The sequence below is a fragment of the Rhizobium aureum genome, assembly GCF_030182495.1.
Classification (GTDB): Bacteria; Pseudomonadota; Alphaproteobacteria; order Rhizobiales; family Rhizobiaceae; genus Rhizobium; species Rhizobium tropici_C.
This window is the reverse complement of the sequence record NZ_JAQJCI010000001.1, coordinates 116976-140273: the sequence shown is the minus strand read 5'-3', so window position 1 is coordinate 140273 and position 23298 is coordinate 116976. Positions and strand designations below refer to the sequence as shown.

24 protein-coding genes are annotated in these 23298 nt (G+C 55.4%); 13 read left to right on the top strand and 11 right to left on the bottom strand.

All coding sequences use genetic code 11. The features are described 5' to 3' along the window. Window positions 1-33 precede the first annotated feature (33 nt). Complete coding sequence (locus PH552_RS00700) at window positions 34-1113, bottom strand: ABC transporter substrate-binding protein (RefSeq protein WP_113249241.1); 1080 nt, start codon at window positions 1111-1113, stop codon at window positions 34-36. A gap of 151 nt (window positions 1114-1264) precedes the next feature. On the opposite strand from PH552_RS00700, the gene PH552_RS00695 reads away from it, so the two are divergent. From PH552_RS00695 to PH552_RS00675, 5 genes are read left to right on the top strand one after another with little or no spacing between them, the layout of a single operon-like run. Continuing rightward, window positions 1265-2917, top strand: coding sequence for a 5-guanidino-2-oxopentanoate decarboxylase (locus PH552_RS00695; RefSeq protein WP_113249215.1), 1653 nt, complete (start codon window positions 1265-1267; stop codon window positions 2915-2917). Continuing rightward, window positions 2914-4341, top strand: a complete 1428-nt coding sequence (locus PH552_RS00690) for an FAD-binding oxidoreductase (protein WP_113249214.1) — start codon at window positions 2914-2916, stop codon at window positions 4339-4341. Before PH552_RS00695 ends, PH552_RS00690 begins: the two co-directional genes overlap by 4 nt. Next, the gene (locus tag PH552_RS00685) at window positions 4342-5127 is read left to right on the top strand and encodes an IclR family transcriptional regulator (RefSeq protein ID WP_113249213.1); all 786 of its coding nucleotides are present in this window, start codon (window positions 4342-4344) and stop codon (window positions 5125-5127) included. 12 nt (window positions 5128-5139) lie between these two features. Further along, window positions 5140-5337, top strand: coding sequence for a hypothetical protein (locus tag PH552_RS00680; RefSeq protein WP_285165339.1), 198 nt, complete (start codon window positions 5140-5142; stop codon window positions 5335-5337). 24 nt (window positions 5338-5361) lie between these two features. Continuing rightward, window positions 5362-6291: a LysR family transcriptional regulator gene (locus PH552_RS00675; protein WP_113249212.1), complete on the top strand. Its 930-nt coding sequence runs from the start codon at window positions 5362-5364 to the stop codon at window positions 6289-6291. Here PH552_RS00675 and argE read toward each other — a convergent pair. The 7 genes from argE to istA form a co-directional block, all read right to left on the bottom strand. Continuing rightward, a complete protein-coding gene (gene argE, locus PH552_RS00670) occupies window positions 6285-7442 on the bottom strand; it encodes an acetylornithine deacetylase (RefSeq protein ID WP_113249211.1) in 1158 nt (385 codons plus the stop codon). The genes PH552_RS00675 and argE overlap by 7 nt on opposite strands. A 63-nt stretch (window positions 7443-7505) precedes the next feature. Continuing rightward, the gene (locus tag PH552_RS00665; RefSeq protein WP_113249209.1) at window positions 7506-8279 is read right to left on the bottom strand and encodes an ABC transporter substrate-binding protein; all 774 of its coding nucleotides are present in this window, start codon (window positions 8277-8279) and stop codon (window positions 7506-7508) included. A 121-nt stretch (window positions 8280-8400) separates the two neighbouring features. Further along, window positions 8401-9141, bottom strand: coding sequence for an ABC transporter permease (locus PH552_RS00660; protein WP_113249207.1), 741 nt, complete (start codon window positions 9139-9141; stop codon window positions 8401-8403). Window positions 9142-9146: 5 nt separating this feature from the next. Then, on the bottom strand, window positions 9147-9842 hold the full coding sequence (locus tag PH552_RS00655; RefSeq protein ID WP_285165338.1) for an ABC transporter permease: 696 nt from the start codon (window positions 9840-9842) through the stop codon (window positions 9147-9149). After that, window positions 9842-10633, bottom strand: a complete 792-nt coding sequence (locus tag PH552_RS00650) for an ABC transporter ATP-binding protein (protein WP_113249205.1) — start codon at window positions 10631-10633, stop codon at window positions 9842-9844. The genes PH552_RS00655 and PH552_RS00650 overlap by 1 nt, the downstream gene beginning before the upstream one ends. A 324-nt stretch (window positions 10634-10957) precedes the next feature. Continuing rightward, window positions 10958-11695: an IS21-like element helper ATPase IstB gene (istB, locus tag PH552_RS00645; protein WP_285165337.1), complete on the bottom strand. Its 738-nt coding sequence runs from the start codon at window positions 11693-11695 to the stop codon at window positions 10958-10960. A gap of 12 nt (window positions 11696-11707) precedes the next feature. After that, complete coding sequence (gene istA / locus PH552_RS00640; RefSeq protein WP_285165714.1) at window positions 11708-13237, bottom strand: IS21 family transposase; 1530 nt, start codon at window positions 13235-13237, stop codon at window positions 11708-11710. Between the two features lie 761 nt (window positions 13238-13998). Here istA and PH552_RS00635 point away from each other — a divergent pair. The 5 genes from PH552_RS00635 to PH552_RS00615 all read left to right on the top strand — a co-directional run bounded on the left by PH552_RS00635 (window position 13999) and on the right by PH552_RS00615 (window position 17971). Next, window positions 13999-14970, top strand: a complete 972-nt coding sequence (locus PH552_RS00635; RefSeq protein WP_285165336.1) for an AraC family transcriptional regulator — start codon at window positions 13999-14001, stop codon at window positions 14968-14970. Between the two features lie 191 nt (window positions 14971-15161). Next, entirely contained in the window at window positions 15162-15551 is a 390-nt protein-coding gene (locus PH552_RS00630) for a RidA family protein (protein ID WP_113249202.1), read from the top strand. 261 nt (window positions 15552-15812) lie between these two features. Further along, entirely contained in the window at window positions 15813-16562 is a 750-nt protein-coding gene (locus tag PH552_RS00625) for an SDR family oxidoreductase (RefSeq protein ID WP_113249200.1), read from the top strand. Window positions 16563-16617: 55 nt separating this feature from the next. Continuing rightward, window positions 16618-17166: a flavin reductase family protein gene (locus PH552_RS00620; protein WP_113249199.1), complete on the top strand. Its 549-nt coding sequence runs from the start codon at window positions 16618-16620 to the stop codon at window positions 17164-17166. Window positions 17167-17239: 73 nt separating this feature from the next. Beyond that, window positions 17240-17971, top strand: coding sequence for an SDR family oxidoreductase (locus PH552_RS00615; protein WP_113249198.1), 732 nt, complete (start codon window positions 17240-17242; stop codon window positions 17969-17971). Between the two features lie 62 nt (window positions 17972-18033). On the opposite strand, the gene PH552_RS00610 is transcribed toward PH552_RS00615, so the two are convergent. Further along, window positions 18034-18474, bottom strand: a complete 441-nt coding sequence (locus PH552_RS00610; protein WP_285165335.1) for an Rrf2 family transcriptional regulator — start codon at window positions 18472-18474, stop codon at window positions 18034-18036. A 300-nt stretch (window positions 18475-18774) separates the two neighbouring features. Here PH552_RS00610 and PH552_RS00605 point away from each other — a divergent pair, with 300 nt between their 5' ends. After that, window positions 18775-19455, top strand: coding sequence for a class I SAM-dependent methyltransferase (locus PH552_RS00605; RefSeq protein ID WP_285165334.1), 681 nt, complete (start codon window positions 18775-18777; stop codon window positions 19453-19455). A 36-nt stretch (window positions 19456-19491) separates the two neighbouring features. Beyond that, entirely contained in the window at window positions 19492-20181 is a 690-nt protein-coding gene (locus PH552_RS00600; RefSeq protein ID WP_113249196.1) for a glutathione S-transferase family protein, read from the top strand. 48 nt (window positions 20182-20229) lie between these two features. On the opposite strand, the gene PH552_RS00595 is transcribed toward PH552_RS00600, so the two are convergent. Then, the gene (locus tag PH552_RS00595) at window positions 20230-21003 is read right to left on the bottom strand and encodes a hypothetical protein (RefSeq protein WP_285165333.1); all 774 of its coding nucleotides are present in this window, start codon (window positions 21001-21003) and stop codon (window positions 20230-20232) included. Between the two features lie 248 nt (window positions 21004-21251). Continuing rightward, window positions 21252-22208 (bottom strand): DMT family transporter, encoded by a 957-nt coding sequence (locus PH552_RS00590; RefSeq protein ID WP_113249194.1) that lies wholly within the window; start codon window positions 22206-22208, stop codon window positions 21252-21254. A 161-nt stretch (window positions 22209-22369) separates the two neighbouring features. Here PH552_RS00590 and PH552_RS00585 point away from each other — a divergent pair, with 161 nt between their 5' ends. Beyond that, a complete protein-coding gene (locus PH552_RS00585) occupies window positions 22370-23260 on the top strand; it encodes a LysR family transcriptional regulator (RefSeq protein WP_285165332.1) in 891 nt (296 codons plus the stop codon). Window positions 23261-23298: the final 38 nt, after the last annotated feature.

Sequence of the window (23298 nt, the reverse complement as noted above, 5' to 3'; positions counted from 1 at the left end):
CAGCAGGAATAATGTACCCGGTCGCGAGAAGTGTTACTTAGCGAGCCATGAGTTGAACCGGGCGAAAAGCTCGTCCCGGTAAGTCGACCAGAACTCGCTGTCCGACTCGATCGCGTTTTCGAGATGAGCGGTTGGCACGAAATCCTTCATCTCAACGCCGGTCTTGTCATTCTTGCCAATTAAAGCGATGGCTGAATTGCGAACGGGCCCATAGGAGCTGGAGTTCGTAATAGCAGCTTGCTGAGCCGTCTCACTTACGAAGTTGACAAACTTCGTCGCGGCATCGAGGCGCGGCGTACCCTTTGGGATCATCCATACGTCGCGGTCCCACACCTGACCGTCCCATACGATCGTAAATGGCTGCTTTTCGTCATTAATAGCGTTGAAGATGCGGCTGCTATAGGCGGAAGTCATGACAACTTCCCCATCTGCAAGAAGCTGCGGAGGCTGCGAGCCAGCATCCCACCAAACGACCGAGGACTTGATCGTGTCGAGCTTCGCGAATGCGCGATCAACGCCTTCCTTTGTTTGAAGCACCTTATAAACGTCTGCCGCTGGCACACCATCAGCAAGAAGAGCCCATTCGAGGTTCACATCGGCGGACTTGCGAAGACCGCGCTTACCGGGGAACTTCTTCAGATCGAAGAAATCTGCTATGGTCTTAGGGCCATCGGCCAGCTTCGACTTGTTGTAGGCTAGTGCGGTAGACCAGATCACCGACCCGATACCGCAGTCAGCGATCGTACCCTCGATGAAGTCCTTTTTAGCAGGGGTGCCATCCTTCGCAGCAGGAAGCTTTGATGCATCCTGCTTCTCTAGAATATTGTCGAAGCAGCCGGTTTCTGCCAGCGCCTTCTCGCCGACCACCACATCCCACGTCACGTTTTTGGATTCGACCTGAGCTTTGATTTGGCCGAGACCGCCGTTGTAATCGACGGAATTTACAGCAATGCCCGTAGCTTTCGTAAAGGGCTCGTAGAAAGCCTTTTTCTGGGCCTCGGTGTACGCGCCGCCCCAAGAAACGACAGTGATAGCGTCAGCTGAAAAGGCTTGAGAGTGGAAGCATGCGGCAGTGATAGCCAGTGCTGCCACAGACGTCAGAAACTTCTTCATGTTCTTAGTTCCCATTTTTGTTAATGTTCCACGGTTTCCATTTTCCGGAAATTCTTTTCGTTTTATGGAAGATAAAGGGCTTGCAGCCGGCTTGTCAACGCCTTATTCAAGTTAACAGAAATTGTTTCCGAAAAACGGAATGGGAGAGTAAATGAGCAATACTGGTGGAAAAGAACTCGTCGTTCAGCTCGAGTCTTATGGGGTAGATACCGTTTTCGGCATGCCCGGCGTACACACGCTGGCGTTTTTTGAGCCGCTGGCGAACAGCAAGATCCGCCATATCGGCGCGCGGCATGAACAGGGCGCTGGTTTCATGGCGGACGGCTACGCCCGCGCTACGGGTAAACCCGGGGTTTGCCTGATCATCAGCGGCCCCGGCGTAACGAATGCAGCAACACCAATCGGACAAGCCTATTCCGATTCCATTCCCCTACTAGCGATTGCCAGCGCAATTTCGCGCGATGATATGGGCTTGGGCCGCGGCATGCTTCATGAAATTACTAATCAGCAAGCAGTCACCGCTCCGATCACTGGCTTTAGTGCGACTGCGCTTACCGGGCGTCAAATAGGCGAGCATTTGGCCAAGGCCATGGCATCTTTCCAGACCGAACGACCGCGCCCGGTACATCTTTCTATACCCCTCGATCTGCTGGATGAGGAGGTCGCGACGCGACCGTCGAAGAAATACCTGCCACGTCAACCTGGCGCCAATCCCGCTGATATCAAGGCTGCAGCCGCACTCATTCGGACGGCAGAACGCCCTGTCATTCTTGCGGGCGGCGGTTGCCGAAATGCCGGCAAGCAGCTCACTCGCCTCATCGAGCTTCTGAAAGCACCAGTGATCACGACAGTTGCTGGCAAGGGCGTGGTCCCGGAAGCACATCCGCTGTCGCTCGGCTCTACTCTTCAGCGCGCCCAGATCCGCCGGCTTGTGGAAACTGAAGCCGATCTCGTTATTGCGATAGGAACGGAAATCTCAGAGCCGGACCTTTATGTGACTGCTGACAGCGAGGCAGCAGCCGAAGAAGCGACAAGCACTGACACCACGCGCTTGGCGATATCGGGCAAGTTCATTCGCATTGACATCGACCCTGCAACGACCGTCCGTGATTACTCACCTGACGCGGCTATAGTCGGCGACGCTGGGCTAGCATGCGAGGCTCTTGTCGTAGAATTGAGTCATGATCCAGCTTCACACGAAACATCGGGATGGAAGAATGACTTCGGCGCCATCCGCCGACAGGTCAAGAAAGACGTTTCCCCACTCGAGCAGCAGCACATCGCGGTCCTGGGCGCCGTGAGGAACGCCCTCCCCGAGGATGCGCTCATTTACGCCGATATGACGCAGATCGCATATACGGGCTGCGTCTATTTCCCAGTGGACGTCCCTGGAACCTGGCACTTTCCAGTTGGATACGGGACACTCGGCTACGCCCTGCCCGCCTCGATCGGCGGCTCTATAGGATCGCCCGGTCGCGCGTGCGTAGCGATCGTTGGCGATGGCGGCCTCCTCTTTACCGTGCAGGAACTCGCGACCGCGGTCGAACAGAAGCTGCCACTTCCGATCATACTCTGGGACAATGACGGATTAGGTGAGATCGCTGACTTTATGCGCGCTCGCGATATCCCAGAGGTCAGCGTCCGCCCGCTTAATCCGAATTTCAAAGCACTGGCTGAGTCATTCGGCTGCTTGACAGCTGTCCCTCAGTCGCTTGCGGACATCGAGAGCGAAGTCCGTCGCGCGCTTGCCGCGGACCGTCCCACTGTGATCATTGTCAAACAAGACGCCGAGTTCTTGAGATGACGGAGAGCCAGTTTCGCCACTCAAATTTTCAAGCTGCCGCCTCTGAGCTCGTAGCGCGCTTTGCTTCAAAATTTACCATCGCCGCTGCTGTTCGCTCACATCACGGCCACGATGAAGGCTGGCATCCAGGTGCAGAACCAGATGGCGTTCTCTTCGCAGCATCGGCCGCTGACGTTTCCGACGCTGTGAAAATTTGCGCCAAATACGGAGTTCCGGTGGTTCCTTATGGAACAGGCAGCGCGATGGAGGGGAGCGTCAACGCGGTGTTTGGTGGGCTGTCGATCAACCTAGCAGGCATGAATTCCGTCCTGGAGGTCAATGCGTCCGACATGGATTGTACCGTTGAGGCCGGCTGCACGCGGTCCGTCCTCAACTCATTTCTTCGCGATACCGGTCTAAACTTCCCTGTTGATCCCGGCGCCGACGCTACACTGGGAGGGATGGCAGCAACCCGGGCTTCCGGGACAACGACAGTGAAATATGGGTCCATGCGCGACAACGTCATAGGGCTAGAAGCTGTCTTGGCGGACGGAACGATCATCAAAACTGGTGGCCGTGCCAGAAAGTCCTCTTCGGGATACGACTTGACCAAACTCCTCGTCGGCTCGGAAGGTACGCTCGGTATCATCACGCAGGTAACTCTTCGGCTCCATCCGATACCTGAGCACGTGCTGGCGTTGAGGGCGGTATTCGAACATATGAATTCAGCCGTTGAGTTCGTCGTGCTGCTCATGCAACTCGGATACCCTGTAGCCAGGGCCGAATTCATGGATGAGTTGGCGTTGGAGGCGGTTTGCCGATACGACAAACTTGACTATGAGCGGCTCCCGACGGTCTTTCTAGAGTTCCACTCGAATATCACCCCCCTTGACGCGACGGGCGAAGCGATAAAGGAGCTTCTTGATCAGTGCGACGTAAGATCCGTCTACGTTGCATCAACACCCAACCAGCGGGCTGAAATTTGGAAAGCTCGACATAACGCGGCTCATGCAGAACCGCTGCTTCGCCCCGGCTCCAAGGCAATGGTGACAGACGTCTGTGTTCCACTCTCTAACTTGGCTGAGTGTATCACCCAGACCAAGGAAGATCTCCGCTCAACCAGTCTCTGCGCCCCGATTGTCGGCCATATCGGAGACGGAAACTTTCATCTGGCGATTTTGATCGATCCAGGTATTGCATCAGAGGTTGAGCAAGCAGAAAACCTCCACAAAAGGCTGATCGATCGCGCCCTCGGTCTAGGTGGAACGGTAAGCGGCGAACACGGTATTGGCCTTGGGAAGCGGCAATATTTGGAGCAGGAACATGGCAGCAGCCTTGCCGTGATGAGATCTATCAAGCATGCAATGGATCCAGACAACCTAATGAACCCCGGAAAGATCTTTCTTCCTTATCCGGGTGCGCAATGCGAGCACGGAACAAAGTGAATGGCGAAGCCTAGTGAACATAGCGCCGAAAAGGGCTCGAATCCGCTGCGACGGGTCGCAACGGTTTTAGACGCAGTAGCATTCTCGTCCTCAGGATTGACCTTGCAAGACATTGCGAACGCGGCGCAAATACCCGTTTCTTCAGCACATCGCATCACCAATACACTTTTGGATATAGGCTATCTGGAGTCTGCGCCAAATCAAAAGGTCTACTTGGTCGGACCACGGCTTCGCCGGTTGTTGAACCTGAGCTTCGGCGACGCGCCTATAGAGAAAGTCGCATCGCCGCTCCTTATCGATTTGGCAAACAGAGTTCAAGAAGTCGCATTTATCTGCCGACTTGTTGGCGGAAAGATCAAACTTGAAGCTTTCGCGTTTCCTCAGGAAGCTCCTACGTCTTTGATACACCCCGGCTACGAGTTTCCTTTTCACGCCACAGCGAGCGGAAAAGCGATGCTTGCGTTTCAGGGACAGGATTTCACAGAGGATGTGCTAAGCCAAGATATTCCACGTTACCAGGCTGTAACAACCGTGGATCGTGCTGAAATCATGGAGCAACTGAGTTCCGTCCGCGCTCGCGGCTATGCGGTCAACGATATGGAGTTCGATCCTGGGGTATTCGCGCTCGCCGCACCGGTGACTTTTGAGCATGGAAACGTCTTTCTTACAGTCGGCATCGTCGGGATGAGCGCGCGGATGCACGAGCGGTTCGAGGAGAAAGACATGGCTGGGTTCGTTCAATCGGCTGCCGCTAAGCTAGCGCATTTGCTTTCGACCTACCGGTAGCGGAGCCGACACATGAAGCTCGATGGTGAGACACTTGGACTTGTGGTGACATGCATTGCCCTGGTCACCCTGCTATTCGTCTTTAGCCTTTATGGTCAAAAGCGACCAAAGACAGGCGACGGCATGATTTACGCTAAGTACGGTTGCATTCCAAATGATCCTTCGTCGCGCGACTGGAGCCAGTATATGGGACTGTCGCCCTGCCGATAATTGCTGCGTGAGAGTGAGCTAAGAATGCGCTTTGATATCCCACCGCTCGACAAGATCGACATAAGACTGTTGAAGGTTTTCAAGGCTGTTACGGAATGCAATGGGTTCGCAGCGGCCGAGGAAACTCTCAACCTTAGCCGTTCGACAATTTCCATTCACATATCCGATCTGGAAACTCGCTTTGGCATCAAGCTCTGCACGAGGGGACCCGGCGGCTTCTCTCTTACGCCGGAGGGCGAGGTCGTTTATGAAGCGACCCTGCGTCTCTTTGGAGAGTTGAATAGTTTTCGTTCAGCAGTCGCCGGTGCAAAGGGTAAGCTGATGGGCGACCTGTCGGTTTGGCTGATGGACAACCTGGCGACCGATCCGCTCAACCCACTTGGTATCGCTCTTCAACAATTTAGAGCTCGGCCAAATGAGGTAAATCTGACTGTGAATGTCGCTCCATCGAACGACGTCGAACGTGCCGTTTACGACGGAAGGTGTGATCTGGGCATCACGGGCAGCAGGTCCGATCTTACCGACCTTGTTTACGAGGAGCTTCACACTGAAGGCATTGCGCTTTATTGCGGGGTAAAGCATCCCCTCTTCGATGGAAATGTGGATGGGCTCACCGACGAAGACCTAGCCGAAGTTGACTTCGTTCGGCGGGGATTCGTCACTGAGAAACAAGAGAGGGTCGAGACCAACTGGAACTCGAGCGTATCTGCGATGCATACCGAAGCGACGTTGCAGTTGATCCTCACCGGACTCCACGTCGGTTATCTCCCGGAGCATTATGCAGGTCAGTGGTCGACGCAATTGAAAAGGATCAATCCGGCCAGGTTTCGAGTTGATTGGCCGGTTTTTTTGGTTTCGAGGAAGCTCGATCGCGACTCCGTTCTCATCGCGACAATGCGAAACGATTTGCTGGAAAGTGCGGATGCGCTGGGGCGGACTATAAAGCCTCAATAGAGAGTCTGGACGAGGCTTCTCAGAAAGTTTTCCCCGGCCTCGAACTGGCTCATGCTAATATATTCATCCGGCTGATGCGCTTGCCGGATACTGCCCGGGCCGAAAACAACCGTTGGAAATCCGGCCGACTGGAAGAAACCTGCTTCCGTCGCGTAGGAGACGGCTTCCACATCGTTGGCTTCTAACAGCCCCTTAACCAGACGTTCCGCATTGCTGCTCGGATCGCGAACCAATGGTGGCAAAGAGTCCACTTCTATTACCGTGACATCTGCGTTTGCCGCTGTCTTTCGAAGCCGCGGGAGTACACTATCGCGTATATGCTGTTTTAACTGATCCATTATGTAAATGTCATCACCGGAGACAAGGGGCCTGGCCTCTAGGTGTAATTCGCACAGGGCAGGAATGACATTAGGTGCTGATCCTCCGTTAATTAGTCCGACCGACACTGTGGAAAATGGAACGTCGAAGAGTTCTGAGCCCGGCGGGCGCGAACGCGTAAAGCTCTCCGCAATTTGATCGATCAAAGCCACGATTTGGGCGGCTGCATGGATCGCGTTCGAGCCCAAGTGGGGTAAACTGGAATGAGCAGCTTGCCCTTTCACTTGAATGCGCCAGTCTACTGCACCTTTGTGGGCACCGACGATCCGCATTTCTGTGGGTTCGCCAACGATAACACACGACGGTCGAGGGGCGTGTTCCTTCAAGAAAGCAACAATCGGCTTTACGCCCTCGCAGGTAACCTCTTCGTCGTAAGAGAACGCGAGATACAGGGGCCTCGTCATGGCGGAGTAGTCCAAGGAACTGGCCGACGAAAGCGCCAAGGCCAGAAAGCCTTTCATGTCCACAGCTCCTCGGCCGTAAAAGCGGTTGTCCGCCTGGCGCAATCGAAATGGATGGGATGTCCAGATCTGATCGGTCACCGGCACGACGTCCATATGTCCAGACAGCACAATGCCACCTTCTACAGGGGGGCCGAATGCGATAAGCAACGCTTCCTTCTGATCGTCCGGTGATCGAAACCGCTCTACTCGCCCACCAAGGGACACCACGAGGTCCCTTACATAACCTGCGATATCGAGGTTCGATCTGTGGGAGACCGATTCAAAACCGACGAGCTTGTCGAGGATCTCGACCGACGAGTAGCCGTTCATTCACTGCGCCCCTACATTTGAGATAGCAGCCCGGCGCTCGTCCGGGCTGCTGCTTCAATTTTCCTAGTCACCGTATAGGTCAAACGGGAAGTATTTGGCGTTGATTTTGGCGTAAGTGCCGTCAGAGCGAATATCCTGTATGGCCTTGTTCAGCTTGATACGCAATTCGCTGTCATTTTTCCTAACGGCAAGACCCACGCCTTCTCCGAGACAACTAGGGTCCTTTTGCGGGGGCCCAACAAGCTCATAGTTGTCGCCACCAGCACCTTTTAGAAGTTGCTCCTGTGCGGTGACACGATCCGAGAATGCGATGTCGACACGACCTGCGACCAGATCATTGAAAACCTCAAGTTGGCTTGGATAGACCTTCAACTCGCTGTTGGTGTAGAATTTCTCAAGATAACAAGCTTGGATGGTCCCGCGCTGCACCCCAATCGTCTTTCCCTTGAGCCCCTCCGGCGTCACGTCCAACCCCGAGCCCTTTTTTGCGCTAAATTGGGCAGGGGTCTGGTAGTATTTCTCAGTGAAATCGACGCGTTTCTTTCGCTCCTCGTTAATGGTCATTGAGGCTGCGATCACGTCAAACTTTCGGGCGAGCAAGCCTGGGATGAGACCATCCCAGTCCTGCTTGACGAACTCGCAGGTCACCTTCATGTCTGCGCAAAGCGCCTTTGCAATATCGATGTCAAACCCGCTTAGCGACCCGTCCGGATCAAGTTGGTTGAATGGTGGATAGGCTCCCTCAGTGGCGATGCGTAGCTTATCTTGAGCTGACGCTGCGTTGGCCAATACAAATGTCGTGGTGGCACACAAAACTGCGGCTAGAAATCTTTTCATGTATCCCTCCAAAGATGCGCTTATGTCGCGGTTATTTCCTTCACGCATAAACTCTACCGTGACCGAGATCTCAGGATACGGCGTTTGATAAAACCAACGTTTGAAGAACCACGCGGCATCGCTAGCTGATATCCATTCTCGGTAGAAGGTGGCGGTTCAATCTGACTTCAAGAAGTCTGAAGATTTTGACGAGCCCATATGTCATAAACAGGTAGATCGCTGCCGCAGACAAAAACCCTTCGTAAGCCAGGTAGAACATGCCATTCAGCGTTCGGCCTGCCCCGAGGACATCAACGATCGTGATGGTCGATGCAACCACGGTTGCATGCAGCGCAAAGATCACTTCGTTGGAATAAGTGGGCAACATCATCCTGAATGCTCTAGGAAGAATGATCCGCTTCAGCCGGGTCATGAAGCGCATACCGCAGGCTTTTGCAGCCTCCACTTCGCCGACAGGGACGGCGCGGATCCCCGAACAGACGATTTCAGTGACGTAGGCGGCCGTATTTACTGAAAATGCGATTAGGGCACATCCCCACGCGTCTTTCAGGATAGGCCATAAGACGCTTTCTCGCATCCACTCAAGTTCGCTGGCTCCATAGTAGAGCAGATACGTCTGCACTAGAAGTGGTGTTCCCCGGAAGATATATGTGTAGGCGAGGATTAGAGGACTCAAGGCTGGAACTCTATATGCCCGAGCTACGCCGAGCGGAAGCGCGGCCAGAGCACCGATCGTCGTCGACACAAGGAAAAGAACAACCGTATTTACGATCCCGCGGGCGAATAGCTGCCAGTTCGACAAGACAAGCATGAAATCGACGGGTGAGGTGTTGCTGCTGAAGTCAGTGATCGCTTGCATCATCGTACCTACCTCGCGCGTTCTTGGGGGCTGTATTTCTGCGATAGAAGATGAATGATGACGCCGGATATCAACGTGATCAGAAGGTAAAGGATCATTGCCACACCCATGAACACGAACATATGGCGGGTTGCACGACCTGCCTGGAAGCTGTTGAAGACCATGTCCTGAAGCCCAATCACGGAGACGAGCGCGGTTGTCTTCATCAGGATCTGCCAATTATTGCCTATGCCTGGCAAGGCGTAGCGGAGAAGCTGTGGCCAGATGATCCGCGTGAACAAACGTTGTCTGGATAAGCCGAACGCCAGGCCCGCTTCGATCTGGCCCTTTGGAATGGCAAGGGCCGCTCCGCGAAAGGTCTCGACCATATAAGCACCGAAAATAACGGCGATCGTAATAGTCCCAGCGGCAAAAGCGCTAACTTCGATGTAATCCCAAAGCCCCGTAACGCCGCCGAACTGGTTCAACAGCATCTGGCCTCCGAAATAGACCAGCAGCATGAGAACCAAGTCGGGAACGCCACGGATCAGAGTAGTGTAGCACGCCACGACTTTCTTTGAAAATTCGCCTCCGGAGATGCTTAACAGGGCGCCAGCAAGGCCGATGCATATTGCCCCAGTGAGTGCTAATATCGCGACAGAGATTGTCACGATCGTGCCGCTCAGGATGAGCGGCAAGTAGGTTTTGACGAGGTCGAGCATCATCACGTCCTCGTTCGCGCAAGGAATTTCTGGAGATGCTCCGATCGTGGATTCAGGAGAACATCCTCGGGTGTGCCTTTTTCCTCAAGCTCGCCGTTTCGAAGGTATATCACCTCGGTCGAGACATCTCGCGCGAAAGCGATTTCATGTGTCACCACCAGCATCGTGCGCCCCTCTTCTGCCAGTCCGCGCATCACCTTCAAGACTTCGCCGACTAGCTCGGGATCAAGGGCTGACGTGGGCTCGTCAAACAGAAGAACGTCGGGGTTCATAGCGAGTGCGCGTGCAATTGCTGCCCGCTGCTGCTGTCCGCCGGAAATATGCGCCGGGTAATAAGATCGACGCTCGTACATGCCAACTTTTGCCAGCGTCTCTTCAGCACGTTCGATCGCTTCCTTCTTTGACAGACCGAGAACTGAAATCGGCGCCTCAGTCACGTTCTCCAGCACCGTGAGGTGCGGCCATAGATTGAAACTCTGAAAGACCATCGCAAGCTTTGACCGCAGACGCGCAAGCTGTTTCGGGTTTGCCGCTTGCAAGCCGGCCGGCGAACGTCCATGGAGCTGGAGTTGCTCTCCTTTCACATGAATCGATCCGGAACTCGGCCGCTCGAGCAAGTTAATGCACCTGAGGAAGGTGCTTTTTCCTGAACCGGATGACCCGATGATCGATATGACATCGTGATCTCTCGCCGTAAGGGATATACCCTTTAGCACTTGCAGTGCGCCAAAGTTTTTGTGGATTTGCTCGACCCTCAGTGCTTCGGCAGCTTCTCTCAACTGTTGATTTTTCATTGCTCCCTCGATTTTTGTTTCCTTGGTATAGACCGGGGAGTTTTGGCCGGAGTTCTCGATGCTTCAAACAACGGTTTGATTGCAGTGGCTTCATGCCAATGGTCGGCTCGGTGCAGGGTGGCCAACGAAGAAGGCGGCGCGAGGGAACTAAGATTAGCGAGTCAGCTGGGCGACGGACAATCGCGGTTGATCGTGACTGCCGATTCCGATGAAGCCGCCCCTTTGTTCCGAGATGATTGCGCCCCCGGATTCCGGGATGATCTCGCCCCCTGCTTCAGCGGGGTCTGCAGGCAGTGATTGTTGTCAGTTCGTTCAATCCCGGTGTCAAGCTTTTCGAGGCAGATTTCGACGTAGGCTTTCTCCGGTGAGTTCGATGCGGTGGGCGTTGTGGACGAGGCGATCCAGGATGGCGTCGGCGTAGGTGGGGTCCCCAATGACGCCATGCCAGGCGGATACGGGGAGCTGGCTGGTAATGATCGTCGATCGGCGGCCGTAGCGGTCCTCAAGGATTTCCAAAAGATCGTGACGGGCCTGTTCGTTGAGCGGCTCAAGACCCCAGTCGTCCAGGATCAGGACCTGAACATGGCCCAGGGTGCGTTGCAGCCTGGCGTATCTGCCGTCACCGCGGGCGAGCGCGAGCTGGGCAAAGAGCCGAGGGACACGCTGATACAGAACCGAGCGATCGTCGCGGCAAGCCTTATGGCCGAGGGCACATGCCAACCAACTCTTTCCGACGCCTGAGGGGCCGCAGATAGCGAGATTGTCGTGCGCGCCGATCCAGTCACCACCGAGCAGCTTCATAAAAAGCGCACGGTCAAGGCCGCGTTCGGCGCGATAATCGACATCCTCCGGAGTAGCCTGGTGGCGGAGCTTGGCGAACCTGAGGCGTGCGGCAAGCTTGCGGTCATAACGAGAACTCCATTCCCGCTCGAGCAGCAGTCCAAGCCATTCAGCATGCGAGAGATGTTCGGCCTCGCCGTTGGCGACGAGTTCGCCGAAGGCTTTGGCCATGCCGGCCAAGCCCATGGCGTTCAGTCGATCAAGTGTTGGATGAGCAAGCATTCTTCGTTCTCCTTAGTGGTAATAGCGAGGTCCGCGGATGTTCTCGTGGTGGATCGGTTCATGCGAGGCGGCTCCATTCGAGCTCGCCGTCCGGTCGAGGTGGTTGTCGAGGATGGAGCGCACCGAACCATAGGTCCGGGCCCCGATCTCCAGCGCTCGGGCGCAAGCAGCATTGACCCTGTCGCGGCCGAAGCTCTTGTTAAGGCGGATAATCCCGAGGCAGGCGCGAAAGCCCTGCTCGGGATGCGGCCGGTCGGCAAGGATGCGCTCGCACAACAGGTCGACATCCGGCCCCATGGCTGAGGCTTCGCGTCGAATGCGTTCGATCGTCCAGTCGGCGAACCGACGATGCGCCGAGGGCATATGATCGGGGATGGTCGTGTGCTTGCCGTTGCCGCTCGAGCGGCGGTGCGCGGCGATCCGCTCGCCCTTATGGAATATCTCGATCGTATTGGCGGTGATACGCGCCTCGACCTGCTCGCGGGCAAAGCGATAGGGAACGGAGTAATAATGCCGTTCAATCTCGACGTGGTAATCCAGCCCGGCACGCCGGATACGCCATTCGGCGAAAACGTAGCGCTCGACAGGCAAGGGCCGCAGAGCCGGACGATCGAGTTCCTCGAACAATTGACGCCGCGTGCAATTGACCCGACGCAAGACCCTGATGTCGTTGAGGTCACGGAGCAATTCCATGATCGCCGCATTGACCTCGGCGAGACTGTAAAAGACGCGATGGCGCAGCCGTCCCAACAGCCAGCGCTCGACGATACGAACCGCGGCCTCCACTTTCGCCTTGTCGCGCGGCCGCCGCGGCCGTGTCGGAAGAACGGCGCTCCCATAGTGCACCGTCATGGCGCAATAAGCCCTGTTGACCTGGGGATCGAAGTGGCACGCCTTGATGATCGCCACCTTGGCATTGTCGGGCACAAGAAGCGCCGGCGAACCGCCGAAGAACTCCAGCGCCTGAACATGGCATTCGATCCAGTCCGGAAGCGTCTCGGTCCAGCGCGCCTGCGCGAACGAAAGGCTGGACGCTCCCAGGACCGCCACGAACAGGTGTGCCTGCCGCGTCTTGCCCGACAGCCGGTCGACGACGACCGTCACCGTGTCGCCGGCATAATCGACGAACAGCTTGTCGCCGCTCGCATGCTCCTGCCGCATCGTCACAGGCAGCTTCATCGCCCAGCCGCGGTAAAGGTCACAATACCGGCTGTAGCGATAGCCATCCGGATAACGGCCGATATATTCGTCCCAGAGAATTTGCAGCGTCACATGCTTGCGCTTGAGCTCGCGATGCACCTCGGCCCAGTCCGGCTCGGGGGCCCGGCGATGACCCGTCTTCGTCCCGGCCGCCTTATAGAGCGCCGCTTCCAAAACGGCATCGCTCACGTCGTCGTCCAACGGCCACGAAAGCCCTGCAGCCGTCGCCCGCCGCAGCGTCTCGCGCACCGTCGACGGCGCTGCCCCGACCCGAACCGCAATCGATTTATGGCCCAGTCCTTGCTCAGCCCGATATCTCAGTATCTCGCGGACACGCCGCATCTCCAGTCTCTCCGCAGGCATCCCGTTCCTTCCCCATCACCATCGACGGAAGGAACTTCACACCGGCAGAACACCCACGCCACATCCCTGCCAAAGGGGGCGGCATCATCTCGGAACAAGGGGGCGACTAATTCTCGGAACTGGGGGGCGAGATCATTTCGGAATCAGGGGGCGGATTGCCTCGGAATTTGCAATCGTGACTGCCGAGACTTCTGTGCTACACCATGTTACGACGCTGCCTGCGGCAAAGAAGATGGTCCCCTATAAGAGGGGAGGCATTTTCAAACGATGGTTTGAAATATTCTAAACATGTCGTGGATCACGCTGGATATGATGCTCGACAAAATGTTGTGCGGATCAATCTCGCGACTGATCAATGAGAGGCATTAGGTTGCACGGTCAGCGCAAGTTGCAGCAAACGACCTGCTATTTCCATTTAATCGAGGTACCGATGGCGCGGCATCGTACGCAACGCCGATCCAGGTGCTGCGTACCTGAATAGCTTGATGACGCTCAGGCAAGGAAATCGGGTAATCCTACTGATTCCTCGTTTCTATTGAGCTAGTTAAGCTTCGCCAATTCGGGATTACCATATACGAATATGCAGCATATCAGTTGAAGGCTAAACTTGTTCTGCACCATCAAATATTTGATTGATCAGAGAGCAAAACCATATCTGGCTATAGCGGTCGGGGGTTGAATGCGGCCGGTCGTTTCAAAGAGGTAGGTCTATGGAGGTACCGGATCCGAAAGAGGATGTCATGTCGAGTGACACGCAACCGCTCAACGATCTTGGTCTCTCGTCCAACCCTTGCGCTTTATTCGAGGAGGCGGTCCCTGAGAGGACATCCGCCCGAGGATTGGAACAATTCATAGCGGGAAGGACTTTGTTGAGCGGAGATAGCTTGGCCTGGAGTGACCTCTTTGTGCAAGTTTATTCGAGGCATAGTCATCAGGAGGCCTTTCTCGTACCTGCAGTAGCAGAACCCCTTATCGTATGGGTAATGTCGGGGGAGGCGCATGTCGAGGAACGAGATGTTGACGGTGAGTGGTCCGAAGCGCACGTAAAAGTGGGCGACTTTTTCCTAACTCGTAGCGACACGCCCTATGAAATGCGATGGCGCGCATTAGGAACCGACCCATTCCAAGTCATGCACCTCTATATATCGGTCCCGCTTTTCGAACGCGTCGCGCATGATGTCCTCGGATGCAGCGCACCTCCGCGGCTGCGTGAAATTGCTGGAGGGGAGGACAAACAGCTTTCCCAGATTCTAGGTCTCGTTCACCAAGAGCTTGTTGCCGAAGGGAAAGGGAGCCAATTATTCATCCAAGGACTTGCTCAGAGCTTGGCCGTACATTTGATCCGGAACTACGCCTTAAGTGAGCCGGATGAAATTCAGTATTCGGCGTTACCTGGCTACAAGCTGCGGCGCGCCATAGCTCATCTGGAGCAAGATCTTTCTAAGCCGTTCAATCTAGCCGAACTGGCCGCGTCTGTCGGAATGAGTCCGTTCCATTTCAGCCGCTTATTTAAGAAAGCGACTGGCATCTCCCCTTCTCGTCACCAAATTCGCCAGCGGGTTGCCCACGCTCAGCGACTGCTTCAGGAAACAGATTTAAGCATCATCCGAGTTGGCATGGCAGTCGGCTACTCAAGCCCGAGCCATTTCGCCCAGGTTTTTAAGCGCGAAACCGGGTTATCTCCCAATCATTACCGCCGAAAGACAATCTGAGGGACAAATCACGGGTACCGGGCGCGTCGCCACGAGAGCCGCTTGGAATGCTTCCTGACGATAGCGAAAACAGCAATATCTCAACAGGTCCAGCAAGACCGCGTGAGAATCGCGTCCGGCATCTCCTAGCTTTCTATCTTGCAAACGCGAGCGCAACAGCGCACGCGGCCAACAAGCAAGGAGTGAAAACGATGACCAAAAGAGAGGCTATTTTTCCGTCCAATCGCCATGCTCTCTACGAAGCGCACGGCTATTCGGCCGCGATTGCTTCCCGTGATCTGCTATTTGTTTCCGGCCAGGTAGGGAGCCGGCCTGATGGGTCACCGGAGCCTGATTTTGCCGCGCAAGTCCGGTTGGCATTCTCCAATCTGGAGGCAACGCTTATCGCCGGCGGCTGTACCTTCCAAGACATCGTCGACGTCACGACATTCCACACGGATCCGGAAAACCAGTTTGAGACAATCATGCCAATTAAGAGCGAAATTTTTCCGAAACCACCCTATCCGAACTGGACTGCAATCGGTGTAACTTGGCTGGCCGGGTTCGACTTCGAGATAAAGGTGATCGCCCGCATTCCTTAGACCGAGAGGGGTTTCTCGACCGGATTATCTCCTTGGGCAAATTCATTGAGTACCCCGTGTTCTCGCCGTCGTTTCCTCGCGTTCTTTCAGCCCTCATTGCGTTTTCGAGCCCACTTCGTCTTTTCCCGATTGGGTATTTTCGAGCAAAATCACAACAGATGGCGCAAAAGCACGAGAGAAACGCCACGCGCAAATCCCAAATTTGTCCTTGTCAACACAAACCGCCGCCTGAACAGGTGGCCCAAAACAAGGAGTGAAGACATGACTAATCTCAGCGGAAAAATCGCTCTGGTGACTGGAGCCTCGAGCGGTATCGGTGCGGCAACCGCAGTAAAGCTCGCCGAAGCAGGAGCCAAGATTGGACTTGCCGCTCGTCGCACTGAGAAGCTCGAAGATATCAAGAAGCGGATCGAGGCCAATGGTGGCGAAGCCATCGTCATCGAGATGGATGTAGTCGATCCAGCTTCCGTCGAAGCCGGCACTAAGAAACTCATTGATAGCTTTGGCGCGATCGACATTTTGGTGAATAACGCGGGTCTAATGCCGCTCTCCGATATCGATCAGTTCAAGGTTGACGAGTGGCACCGCATGGTGGACGTAAACGTCAAAGGTCTCTTCAATACCACGGCTGCGGTTCTTCCGCAGATGATCAAGCAGCACTCCGGTCATATCTTTAATATGTCTTCGATTGCCGGCCGCAAGGTCTTCAAGGGCCTCTCCGTTTACTGCGCTACCAAGCATGCAGTTGCGGCTTTTTCGGACGGCTTACGGATGGAGGTCGGACCGAAGCATAACATCCGGGTTACCTGCATTCAGCCGGGTGCTGTCGCCACGGAGCTCTATGACCACATTACTGATCCTGGCTATCGTCAGCAGATGGATGATCTCGCCGGCCAGATGACTTTCTTGCAGGGCGAGGACATTGGCGACACGATCGTATTCGCCGCCCAAGCTCCATCGCATGTCGACGTAGCCGAACTCTTTGTACTGCCGGTTGAACAGGGTTGGTAACAAGCCGACCCCAAGGGCCCCCGCGATTCGCAGGGGCCCTACAAAGGAGAGTATTATGAAACATTTGCCCCCGTCCCAAGCTTATCGTCTACTTGAGCCTGGTCCTATCGTTATGGTGTCAACGAGCGACAAAGGGAAGCCGAACGTCATGACGATGGGCTTTCACATGATGATCCAGCACGAACCGCCGCTGATTGGCTGCGTGATTGGGCCTTGGGATCATAGTTATCAGGCACTCCGGAACACTGGAGAATGTGTCATCGCCGTTCCTGGATTGGATCTCGCTGAGACTGTTGTGGACGTGGGAAACTGCTCCGGGGACCAGGTGGATAAATTCGAGCGGTTTGGCCTAAAGACCAAACCCGCCCGGGATGTTTCCGCACCCCTTCTCAGTGACTGCCTGGCAAACATCGAGTGCCGCGTTGTCGATGACAGGCTCTGCGAGACCTACAACCTCTTCATCCTTGAGGCCAAGAACATCTGGATCAATGAACAGCGCAAGGAACGTCGGACGTTGCACCACCGCGGCGACGGCACGTTTGTCGTCGACAACGGCACGCTCGATCTCAAGGACCGAATGGTCAAGTGGCGTCACCTCCCTTGACCACTATGCAAGAAGCAGCAACCGCGTACCAGACCCAATGTTTCGGTTTGGCGAATGAAGTGAGGACCATTTCATGAATCGTATCGAAGACAAAATTGTTTTGATCACCGGCGCGAGCAGCGGGATCGGCGAAGCCGTGGCTCGTTCGGTGGCTCGAGCCGGAGCCACTGTCGTCCTTGGAGCGCGGCGGGCGGACCGCCTCAAAGAGCTCGCTGATGAGATCAACGCTTTTGGGGGGAAGGCAATCTACCAGAAAGTCGATGTCACATCCCGTGACGACGTTCAAGCGTTTGCGAATGCGGCGCTCGACGCGTTTGGGCGGATCGACGTTATCGTCAATAATGCCGGCATCATGCCACTATCTCCGATGGCATCTTTGAAGGTGGACGAATGGGATCAGATGATCGACGTCAATATACGGGGTGTTCTCCACGGCATCGCAGCTGTCCTCCCGACAATGAACCAGCAACAGTCCGGGCAAATCATCAACGTCTCGTCCATTGGCGGGCTCGCCGTATCTCCGACTGCGGCTGTCTATTGCGCAACAAAATACGCTGTGCGCGCCATTTCGGATGGGCTACGCCAGGAAAATGAAAAGATTCGCGTGACGTGCGTTTATCCGGGCGTTGTCGAGTCAGAACTCGCAGCTACCATCACTGATCCCATTGCAGCGAAAGCGATGGAATCGTATCGCCAGATCGCGTTGAAACCGGAGGCTATTGCTGACGCAATCGTTCACGTCATCAGTCAGCCGTCGGATGTCGACACCAGCGAAATCGTCGTTCGGCCGACAGCGAGTGCATGACCTATAGGGCAGAAGACCTTCATGAGGCCGCGTGTTGGACGTCGGCGCGGCTTCGGAAGCAACTAGTCACGGAAGTGCCCTTCTGGCGCGATTTTGGAATTCACCGGAAACAATTGATCTAAAGTGACCTCTCCAAAACGTTCCAAAAGCAGGGACTGTGCTTGGATCATAGCGTTTGAGAGCGCCGCGTTCACGTTCTTTTCAATTGTGCAGTTTGGCTGTCCGCTACGATTTCCGATAGCGAAAAGCGTGGGGCGACCAAGCGCCTCATATATCGCGAGCAGCGTTATCTGCTCAAGCGATTGTGCCAATTGCCAGCCTCCACCGTGCCCCTTGCCCGACTGCACGTAGCCAGCTTTCCGCAACCCTGCCATGGTCCTGCGGAAAACAGCAGCGTTGGTACCCATTGTCTTGGCTAAGACTTCGGAGGTCAAAGGCTGCTCAACCTGAGCCATATGCAAGAGGACGTGTAGGACGTCAGAAAGTCTCGTATCCTTGTTCATCCCTAATCATATTTGATGGCGTCTGTCGCAGTCAAACGCAACGCGGACGGGCTGCGAAAAAATCATGTATCAGTTCTAGATTCATGACCCTTGTCGTGTTATGTATCTTCAACTGATACATGAAAGGTTATGGAATTGTTCAGCTCCAACGATTTGTTCGTAGCCGAGAGCCCGATGCTCGCCCGCTTCGACCTGAGGTCCTCGTCGGTTCAGCCCTGACGAGCTAAATATTTCCATCCAGTGGGCCGACAGTGTGATGGTGCGTTTGATATTCACATTTCTTAGTTTGGGAGATTTGAAGTGAAAGAGATCAGAACAACCTTCATGGATGCTGCGGCCGTTGCATCCTATGTTGACGACACCCCGCTGAAGGTTCCGGGCTTGGCGGATTTGCACAAGATGGCCACCGTGCTGCTCGAAGAGCAAGCGGCGAGTCCAGCTTACATTCTCGTGGTCGGAGCGGGAGGCGGGATGGAAATCAAGGCAATGGCCCAACTGCGGCCCGACTGGAGGTTCCTGGGTGTTGATCCGTCACCCCCCATGTTAGATATTGCTCGACGAACTACCTCACTTTATGCCGATCGGGTTGAATATCTGCTCGGCACAGTCGACCGAGCACCGAACGGGCCTTTCGACGGTGCAACTTGCTTTCTTACTCTCCACTTTCTCGGCATAAGCGAACGGTTGCAGATACTGAGAGACATTCGACACCGCTTAAGCCCCGGCAGTTCCCTCATCGTTGCACATCACACTGCACCCGGGGAAGATGCGCAGACTTGGCTAGCCCGGTCCGTCGCTTTCGCCAGAGGTTCGGGTTCAAGAACGGAACAGGTTATAGCGTCCAGCAAAGCGATGGCCGATCGGATGCCGCTGTTATCACCTGTTGAAGAGGTGGCAAGCTTCAAGGACGCAGGTTTTTCCAACCCAACGCTATTCTACGCTGGGCTCTCTTTCCGCGGCTGGGTCATGACGAACGTATGAACGCCAGCATGCAGGCGCGTGCAAAGGAAGGTTAGAATGACCATCAAGATTCATAACTTCGCCTTCGGGCCTTACCCCCAACGGCTGAATATCTACTTGAGCGAGAAGAACCCTCCGGGAATTGACCTGACTCTCTATAAAGAGCCCGCCCGCCCCGCTAACATACCTCCAGCCGAAATCAAAGCACTTACCCCTTCGGGATCCCTTCCTATTCTTATTGATGAAGACGGCACGACTATCGGGCAGTCGCTTGCGATCCTTGAATATCTCGAAGACACCTATGCCGTGCCAGACATGCGTGGTAGCACTGCGCAAGCGAGAGCGGTAACACGCCAGGTCGTGCATGTCTTCGACGAGGCTCTCACATTCTTTGGTCTCTGGGCACGGCACGGGAGCCAACTCGGCCACGGCATGGTGCCGACAAGCAAAGACGTGGCCCAACTCTGTTCGAAACGGTATTTTGACCAACTTCGATTGGTTGAGCGAATGTTGGGCAATACTCCATTCATTGCCGGCAAGCAGGTTACGATAGCAGACTGTGTCGCCATGGCGACCCTGGAGTACGCCGACAATTTTTACGGTGTGCCCATTCCGCCTGAATGTGTAAACCTGCGTAATTGGTATGATGCCTTCACCGAGCGATCGAGCGCTGCAACACCCTCTTATCCTGAAGGCAAGCGTGCGAGGGCCTACGGTTTGATCCAACAGTCTGGTGTGGCGGTTTAATCGGCCTTCACCGAGACGGCTGCCTTGCTCAGGTAGTTGCCGTTCATGCTAGGTTATCACGGAGACAGGCGCCGTTTTTAGCAGTCTCTTCGCCTCACTGTCCCATCGCCAACATTCGGTGCGGGTCAGGTGGGTACCGCCCCACCATCGATCTATACCATGGGCCTCTATCATATCGATGGTCCCCTTAAGGACCTGAAGCCCCAGATCGGTCAGTACAATATGGCGGTCCCCCCGCTCGAAGGACAGCGGATCTATCGACCCGTCAGAGGATGCTAGGACTGGGCGCGGTCCACCTGCAAGATCACGGAGCAAAGCCTCAATCTGAAGGGCATCAAGAAAATTCGCTTGGCGTACGTGGAGTGCCCTTAGCACATCTCGGACTGTCGCTCCGTCTTTCCCGATCGTGCTTAGCACTAGCCTCTCGCTTGAGCCCAGGCCGCTATCGCTGCTGGGCAAATCCTCTAGCAGAGCGTTACCAGCGGCCGGCAGGAAGGGAAAGAGGCCTTCGCCCCAACGCGAACTTATTGCAGGCCATGCCTCCGGTGTTGGAGCCTCGTATGCCGCCCAGACGATGGAGGCCGCCTCAAGATGTGCGGCTTCCACCCGATCTTCAATTAGCGTTTCCATTGCTGTTTCACCGGGGTCCATCTCTCCCCAGGGTTCGCCTCGATGCATGAGAACGAGGTTTCGGTGTTCGGCCTGGATGGAGTGTAATTGCGCCAGCAGCCGCACCAGCAGGAGTTGGCTGTTGGGGTCCGGGTCGACGAAGAACACGACCCGACCGAGCGTATTCCATCGCGCCATCACCGCTTCCAACATCTCAGCGCAGTTCCCCGCCGATCGGGAATGTCGCGGAAGTTGCTTTCGGATCAGTCTGACGTTCAGAGGTATGATATTCGGCCGTGACGACTGTGAGCGGTGCAGCGCTTTTATGAAGCCACCAGCGGCAGATCCACATGCCAAAAATGTCTCAGCGTACATCGCCTCGGTCCTCCTGTGAGGCACATATCATTCGATGAACTGCGTGCGTCTAGTCATCTACCCAAAAATACTGACAAATACAGGCGCTAGCGTGCCGCTCGCCGAGACAATTCGTTCTTGCAATCGCTCGAATTGACCGACGTTGTTGCTGCACGCGATGTCATCCAGACCCCTAAAAGAGTCACCGCAAGTCCTATGAACATGATCGGTGTCAAAGGTTCGGAAAATAGCGCCCATGCCCACAGCATGGTGACGGGCGGACTAAGATAGATTGCGGCGCTGACGCTTGCCACCGGAAACAGCCGTAGGCTGGTGTAGTAGACCGAGTAGGTTGCGAAAGTCGCGATCAGAATCAGCCACACCATGCCGATGGCAAAATCTTTGGTCAGCGGTGGAGCAAGGCTCCCCTGGAATGCCGCACAGACACCGAAAAGAACTGCGCCGGTTAGGGTGTGGATACACAGGCTCTGGTGCATTGGCATTCGCAAAGCCGGGCGCCGCTTGTGTAGCACCGAGGCGAACGCAAAGACGAGCATCGATCCGACGGTAAGGCCGTAGGCCCAGAACGGAGCCTCACCTAAACTCAGGCTATCAATTGAAACAACGAGAACGCCCACTATGGCGATCGCCGTCCCTAGCCACTGCCGGCGGGTCACTACTTCACCGAGCAGAGGTCGCGACATAATTGCAATTGCAAGCGGCAAGAGATCGGAAATGAGCGCAACTAGCCCCGTCGGTACCCGCTGTTCTATGGCAAGAGCGAAGCCGCCGAGATAGAGAAAGACCGACATCACGCCAAATAGCATCTGCTCTGCAACGGCGCCGATCTGCAACCGTGGTCCAAACGCGAGTGCAAAGGGCAGCAAAATCAGCCCTGACAAGAGTGTGCGCCAGAACAGCACGAGCAGTACGTTCGTGCCCTCACTCGCATATCGGATCCCGACAAAACCAGAACTCCACCCCACAACTAAGAACGTCGCCATGACGGGCCAAAGCCAAGGGTGAGGTTTTGCAGAAAGTTTTGAAGAATTTTGTATAGTCATCCGTCGTCCCGGCAGCCCAGAGCTTACCTCCGATACGGGATCTACCCAGAAACGTCACATGACAAATTTCGATAGGGTCATGACACCTCATTCGAGTATTAAGTAATTGACCCGCATTGGGATACATCTGGTACATCTTTACAGGAAGGACATGAAGACGCATGAGTGAGCTTAAGACCCAGCGACTGGAGGTCGATGCCCTGCGCGCCCTGACCGCTATACGTCAGCACGGGGGTATTACCCGCGCGGCCGATGCACTCGGCCTATCGCAGCCGGCAGTGAGTCACAAGATCAAGCGACTCGAAACCAGCCTCGGTTGCGACCTATTGAACCGGACCGTCGGGGCACCTGTCTTCACCGCCGCCGGAAAGGATTTGCTGGACTACGCTGAACGCATCATCAGCCTCCATGACGAGGCGCTCGTGAGCCTGGTGAAAACGCCGCTTGCCGGCCGCATTGCGCTTGGTTTTACTGAGGACACTACCTGCACAGATCTTTCGCATATCTTGGGAAGGTTTCACCGGCTCCATCCCGAAGTTTCCGTCCGAACAAAGGTGCGCATGAGTTTGGTGTTACGCGCTATGCTGGAGCGCGGCGAGCTCGACGCGGCGATCGTGCAGGTCTTCATGCACGAGGTTCGGCCGACTGACGTTATCCTGTTTCGAGAGAAACTATTTTGGGTCAAGCGCGCGGCTCTGCCGTTACCGGCGAGTGGCCCCCTGCCCTTTCTATCTTTCGACGAGGAGTGTTTCTACCGGCAATGGGCGCTAGACATCGGCCAGGACGGCGGCCTCGAGTTGGAAACGGTCTTTGAATGTGCGAGTGCTGCGGGTATCAGGAGCGCTGTCGCGGCGGGCTTAGGGGTGGCGCTCTTGAGCGAGCGCCACCTCCAGACTGACATGGAGACGGTTAAGGACCGTCTCCCACAGCCTCCAGACCTTGCTTACGTAGTCCGCCGAGCAAAAAAGACACGCAACGCGCCCCTTGATACGCTCATCGCGGAGGTGGAGAGCCACGTCCGTCGCAACGGGGGGCTGAAGGTGGCCGTTTGATTGGCTCCTTTTCAGACATCCTGATGAGGGCAGCCATC

Bases quoted from the DNA above. Each gene is read 5' to 3' on its own strand.
- PH552_RS00700 (WP_113249241.1), bottom strand. From the start codon at position 1,113: ATGAAGAAGTTTCTGACGTCTGTGGCAGCACTGGCTATCACTGCCGCA.
- PH552_RS00695 (WP_113249215.1), top strand. From the start codon at position 1,265: ATGAGCAATACTGGTGGAAAAGAACTCGTCGTTCAGCTCGAGTCTTAT.
- PH552_RS00690 (WP_113249214.1), top strand. From the start codon at position 2,914: ATGACGGAGAGCCAGTTTCGCCACTCAAATTTTCAAGCTGCCGCCTCT.
- PH552_RS00685 (WP_113249213.1), top strand. From the start codon at position 4,342: ATGGCGAAGCCTAGTGAACATAGCGCCGAAAAGGGCTCGAATCCGCTG.
- PH552_RS00680 (WP_285165339.1), top strand. From the start codon at position 5,140: ATGAAGCTCGATGGTGAGACACTTGGACTTGTGGTGACATGCATTGCC.
- PH552_RS00675 (WP_113249212.1), top strand. From the start codon at position 5,362: ATGCGCTTTGATATCCCACCGCTCGACAAGATCGACATAAGACTGTTG.
- argE (WP_113249211.1), bottom strand. From the start codon at position 7,442: ATGAACGGCTACTCGTCGGTCGAGATCCTCGACAAGCTCGTCGGTTTT.
- PH552_RS00665 (WP_113249209.1), bottom strand. From the start codon at position 8,279: ATGAAAAGATTTCTAGCCGCAGTTTTGTGTGCCACCACGACATTTGTA.
- PH552_RS00660 (WP_113249207.1), bottom strand. From the start codon at position 9,141: ATGATGCAAGCGATCACTGACTTCAGCAGCAACACCTCACCCGTCGAT.
- PH552_RS00655 (WP_285165338.1), bottom strand. From the start codon at position 9,842: ATGATGCTCGACCTCGTCAAAACCTACTTGCCGCTCATCCTGAGCGGC.
- PH552_RS00650 (WP_113249205.1), bottom strand. From the start codon at position 10,633: ATGAAAAATCAACAGTTGAGAGAAGCTGCCGAAGCACTGAGGGTCGAG.
- istB (WP_285165337.1), bottom strand. From the start codon at position 11,695: ATGCTTGCTCATCCAACACTTGATCGACTGAACGCCATGGGCTTGGCC.
- istA (WP_285165714.1), bottom strand. From the start codon at position 13,237: ATGCGGCGTGTCCGCGAGATACTGAGATATCGGGCTGAGCAAGGACTG.
- PH552_RS00635 (WP_285165336.1), top strand. From the start codon at position 13,999: ATGTCGAGTGACACGCAACCGCTCAACGATCTTGGTCTCTCGTCCAAC.
- PH552_RS00630 (WP_113249202.1), top strand. From the start codon at position 15,162: ATGACCAAAAGAGAGGCTATTTTTCCGTCCAATCGCCATGCTCTCTAC.
- PH552_RS00625 (WP_113249200.1), top strand. From the start codon at position 15,813: ATGACTAATCTCAGCGGAAAAATCGCTCTGGTGACTGGAGCCTCGAGC.
- PH552_RS00620 (WP_113249199.1), top strand. From the start codon at position 16,618: ATGAAACATTTGCCCCCGTCCCAAGCTTATCGTCTACTTGAGCCTGGT.
- PH552_RS00615 (WP_113249198.1), top strand. From the start codon at position 17,240: ATGAATCGTATCGAAGACAAAATTGTTTTGATCACCGGCGCGAGCAGC.
- PH552_RS00610 (WP_285165335.1), bottom strand. From the start codon at position 18,474: ATGAACAAGGATACGAGACTTTCTGACGTCCTACACGTCCTCTTGCAT.
- PH552_RS00600 (WP_113249196.1), top strand. From the start codon at position 19,492: ATGACCATCAAGATTCATAACTTCGCCTTCGGGCCTTACCCCCAACGG.
- PH552_RS00595 (WP_285165333.1), bottom strand. From the start codon at position 21,003: ATGTTGGAAGCGGTGATGGCGCGATGGAATACGCTCGGTCGGGTCGTG.
- PH552_RS00590 (WP_113249194.1), bottom strand. From the start codon at position 22,208: ATGACTATACAAAATTCTTCAAAACTTTCTGCAAAACCTCACCCTTGG.
- PH552_RS00585 (WP_285165332.1), top strand. From the start codon at position 22,370: ATGAGTGAGCTTAAGACCCAGCGACTGGAGGTCGATGCCCTGCGCGCC.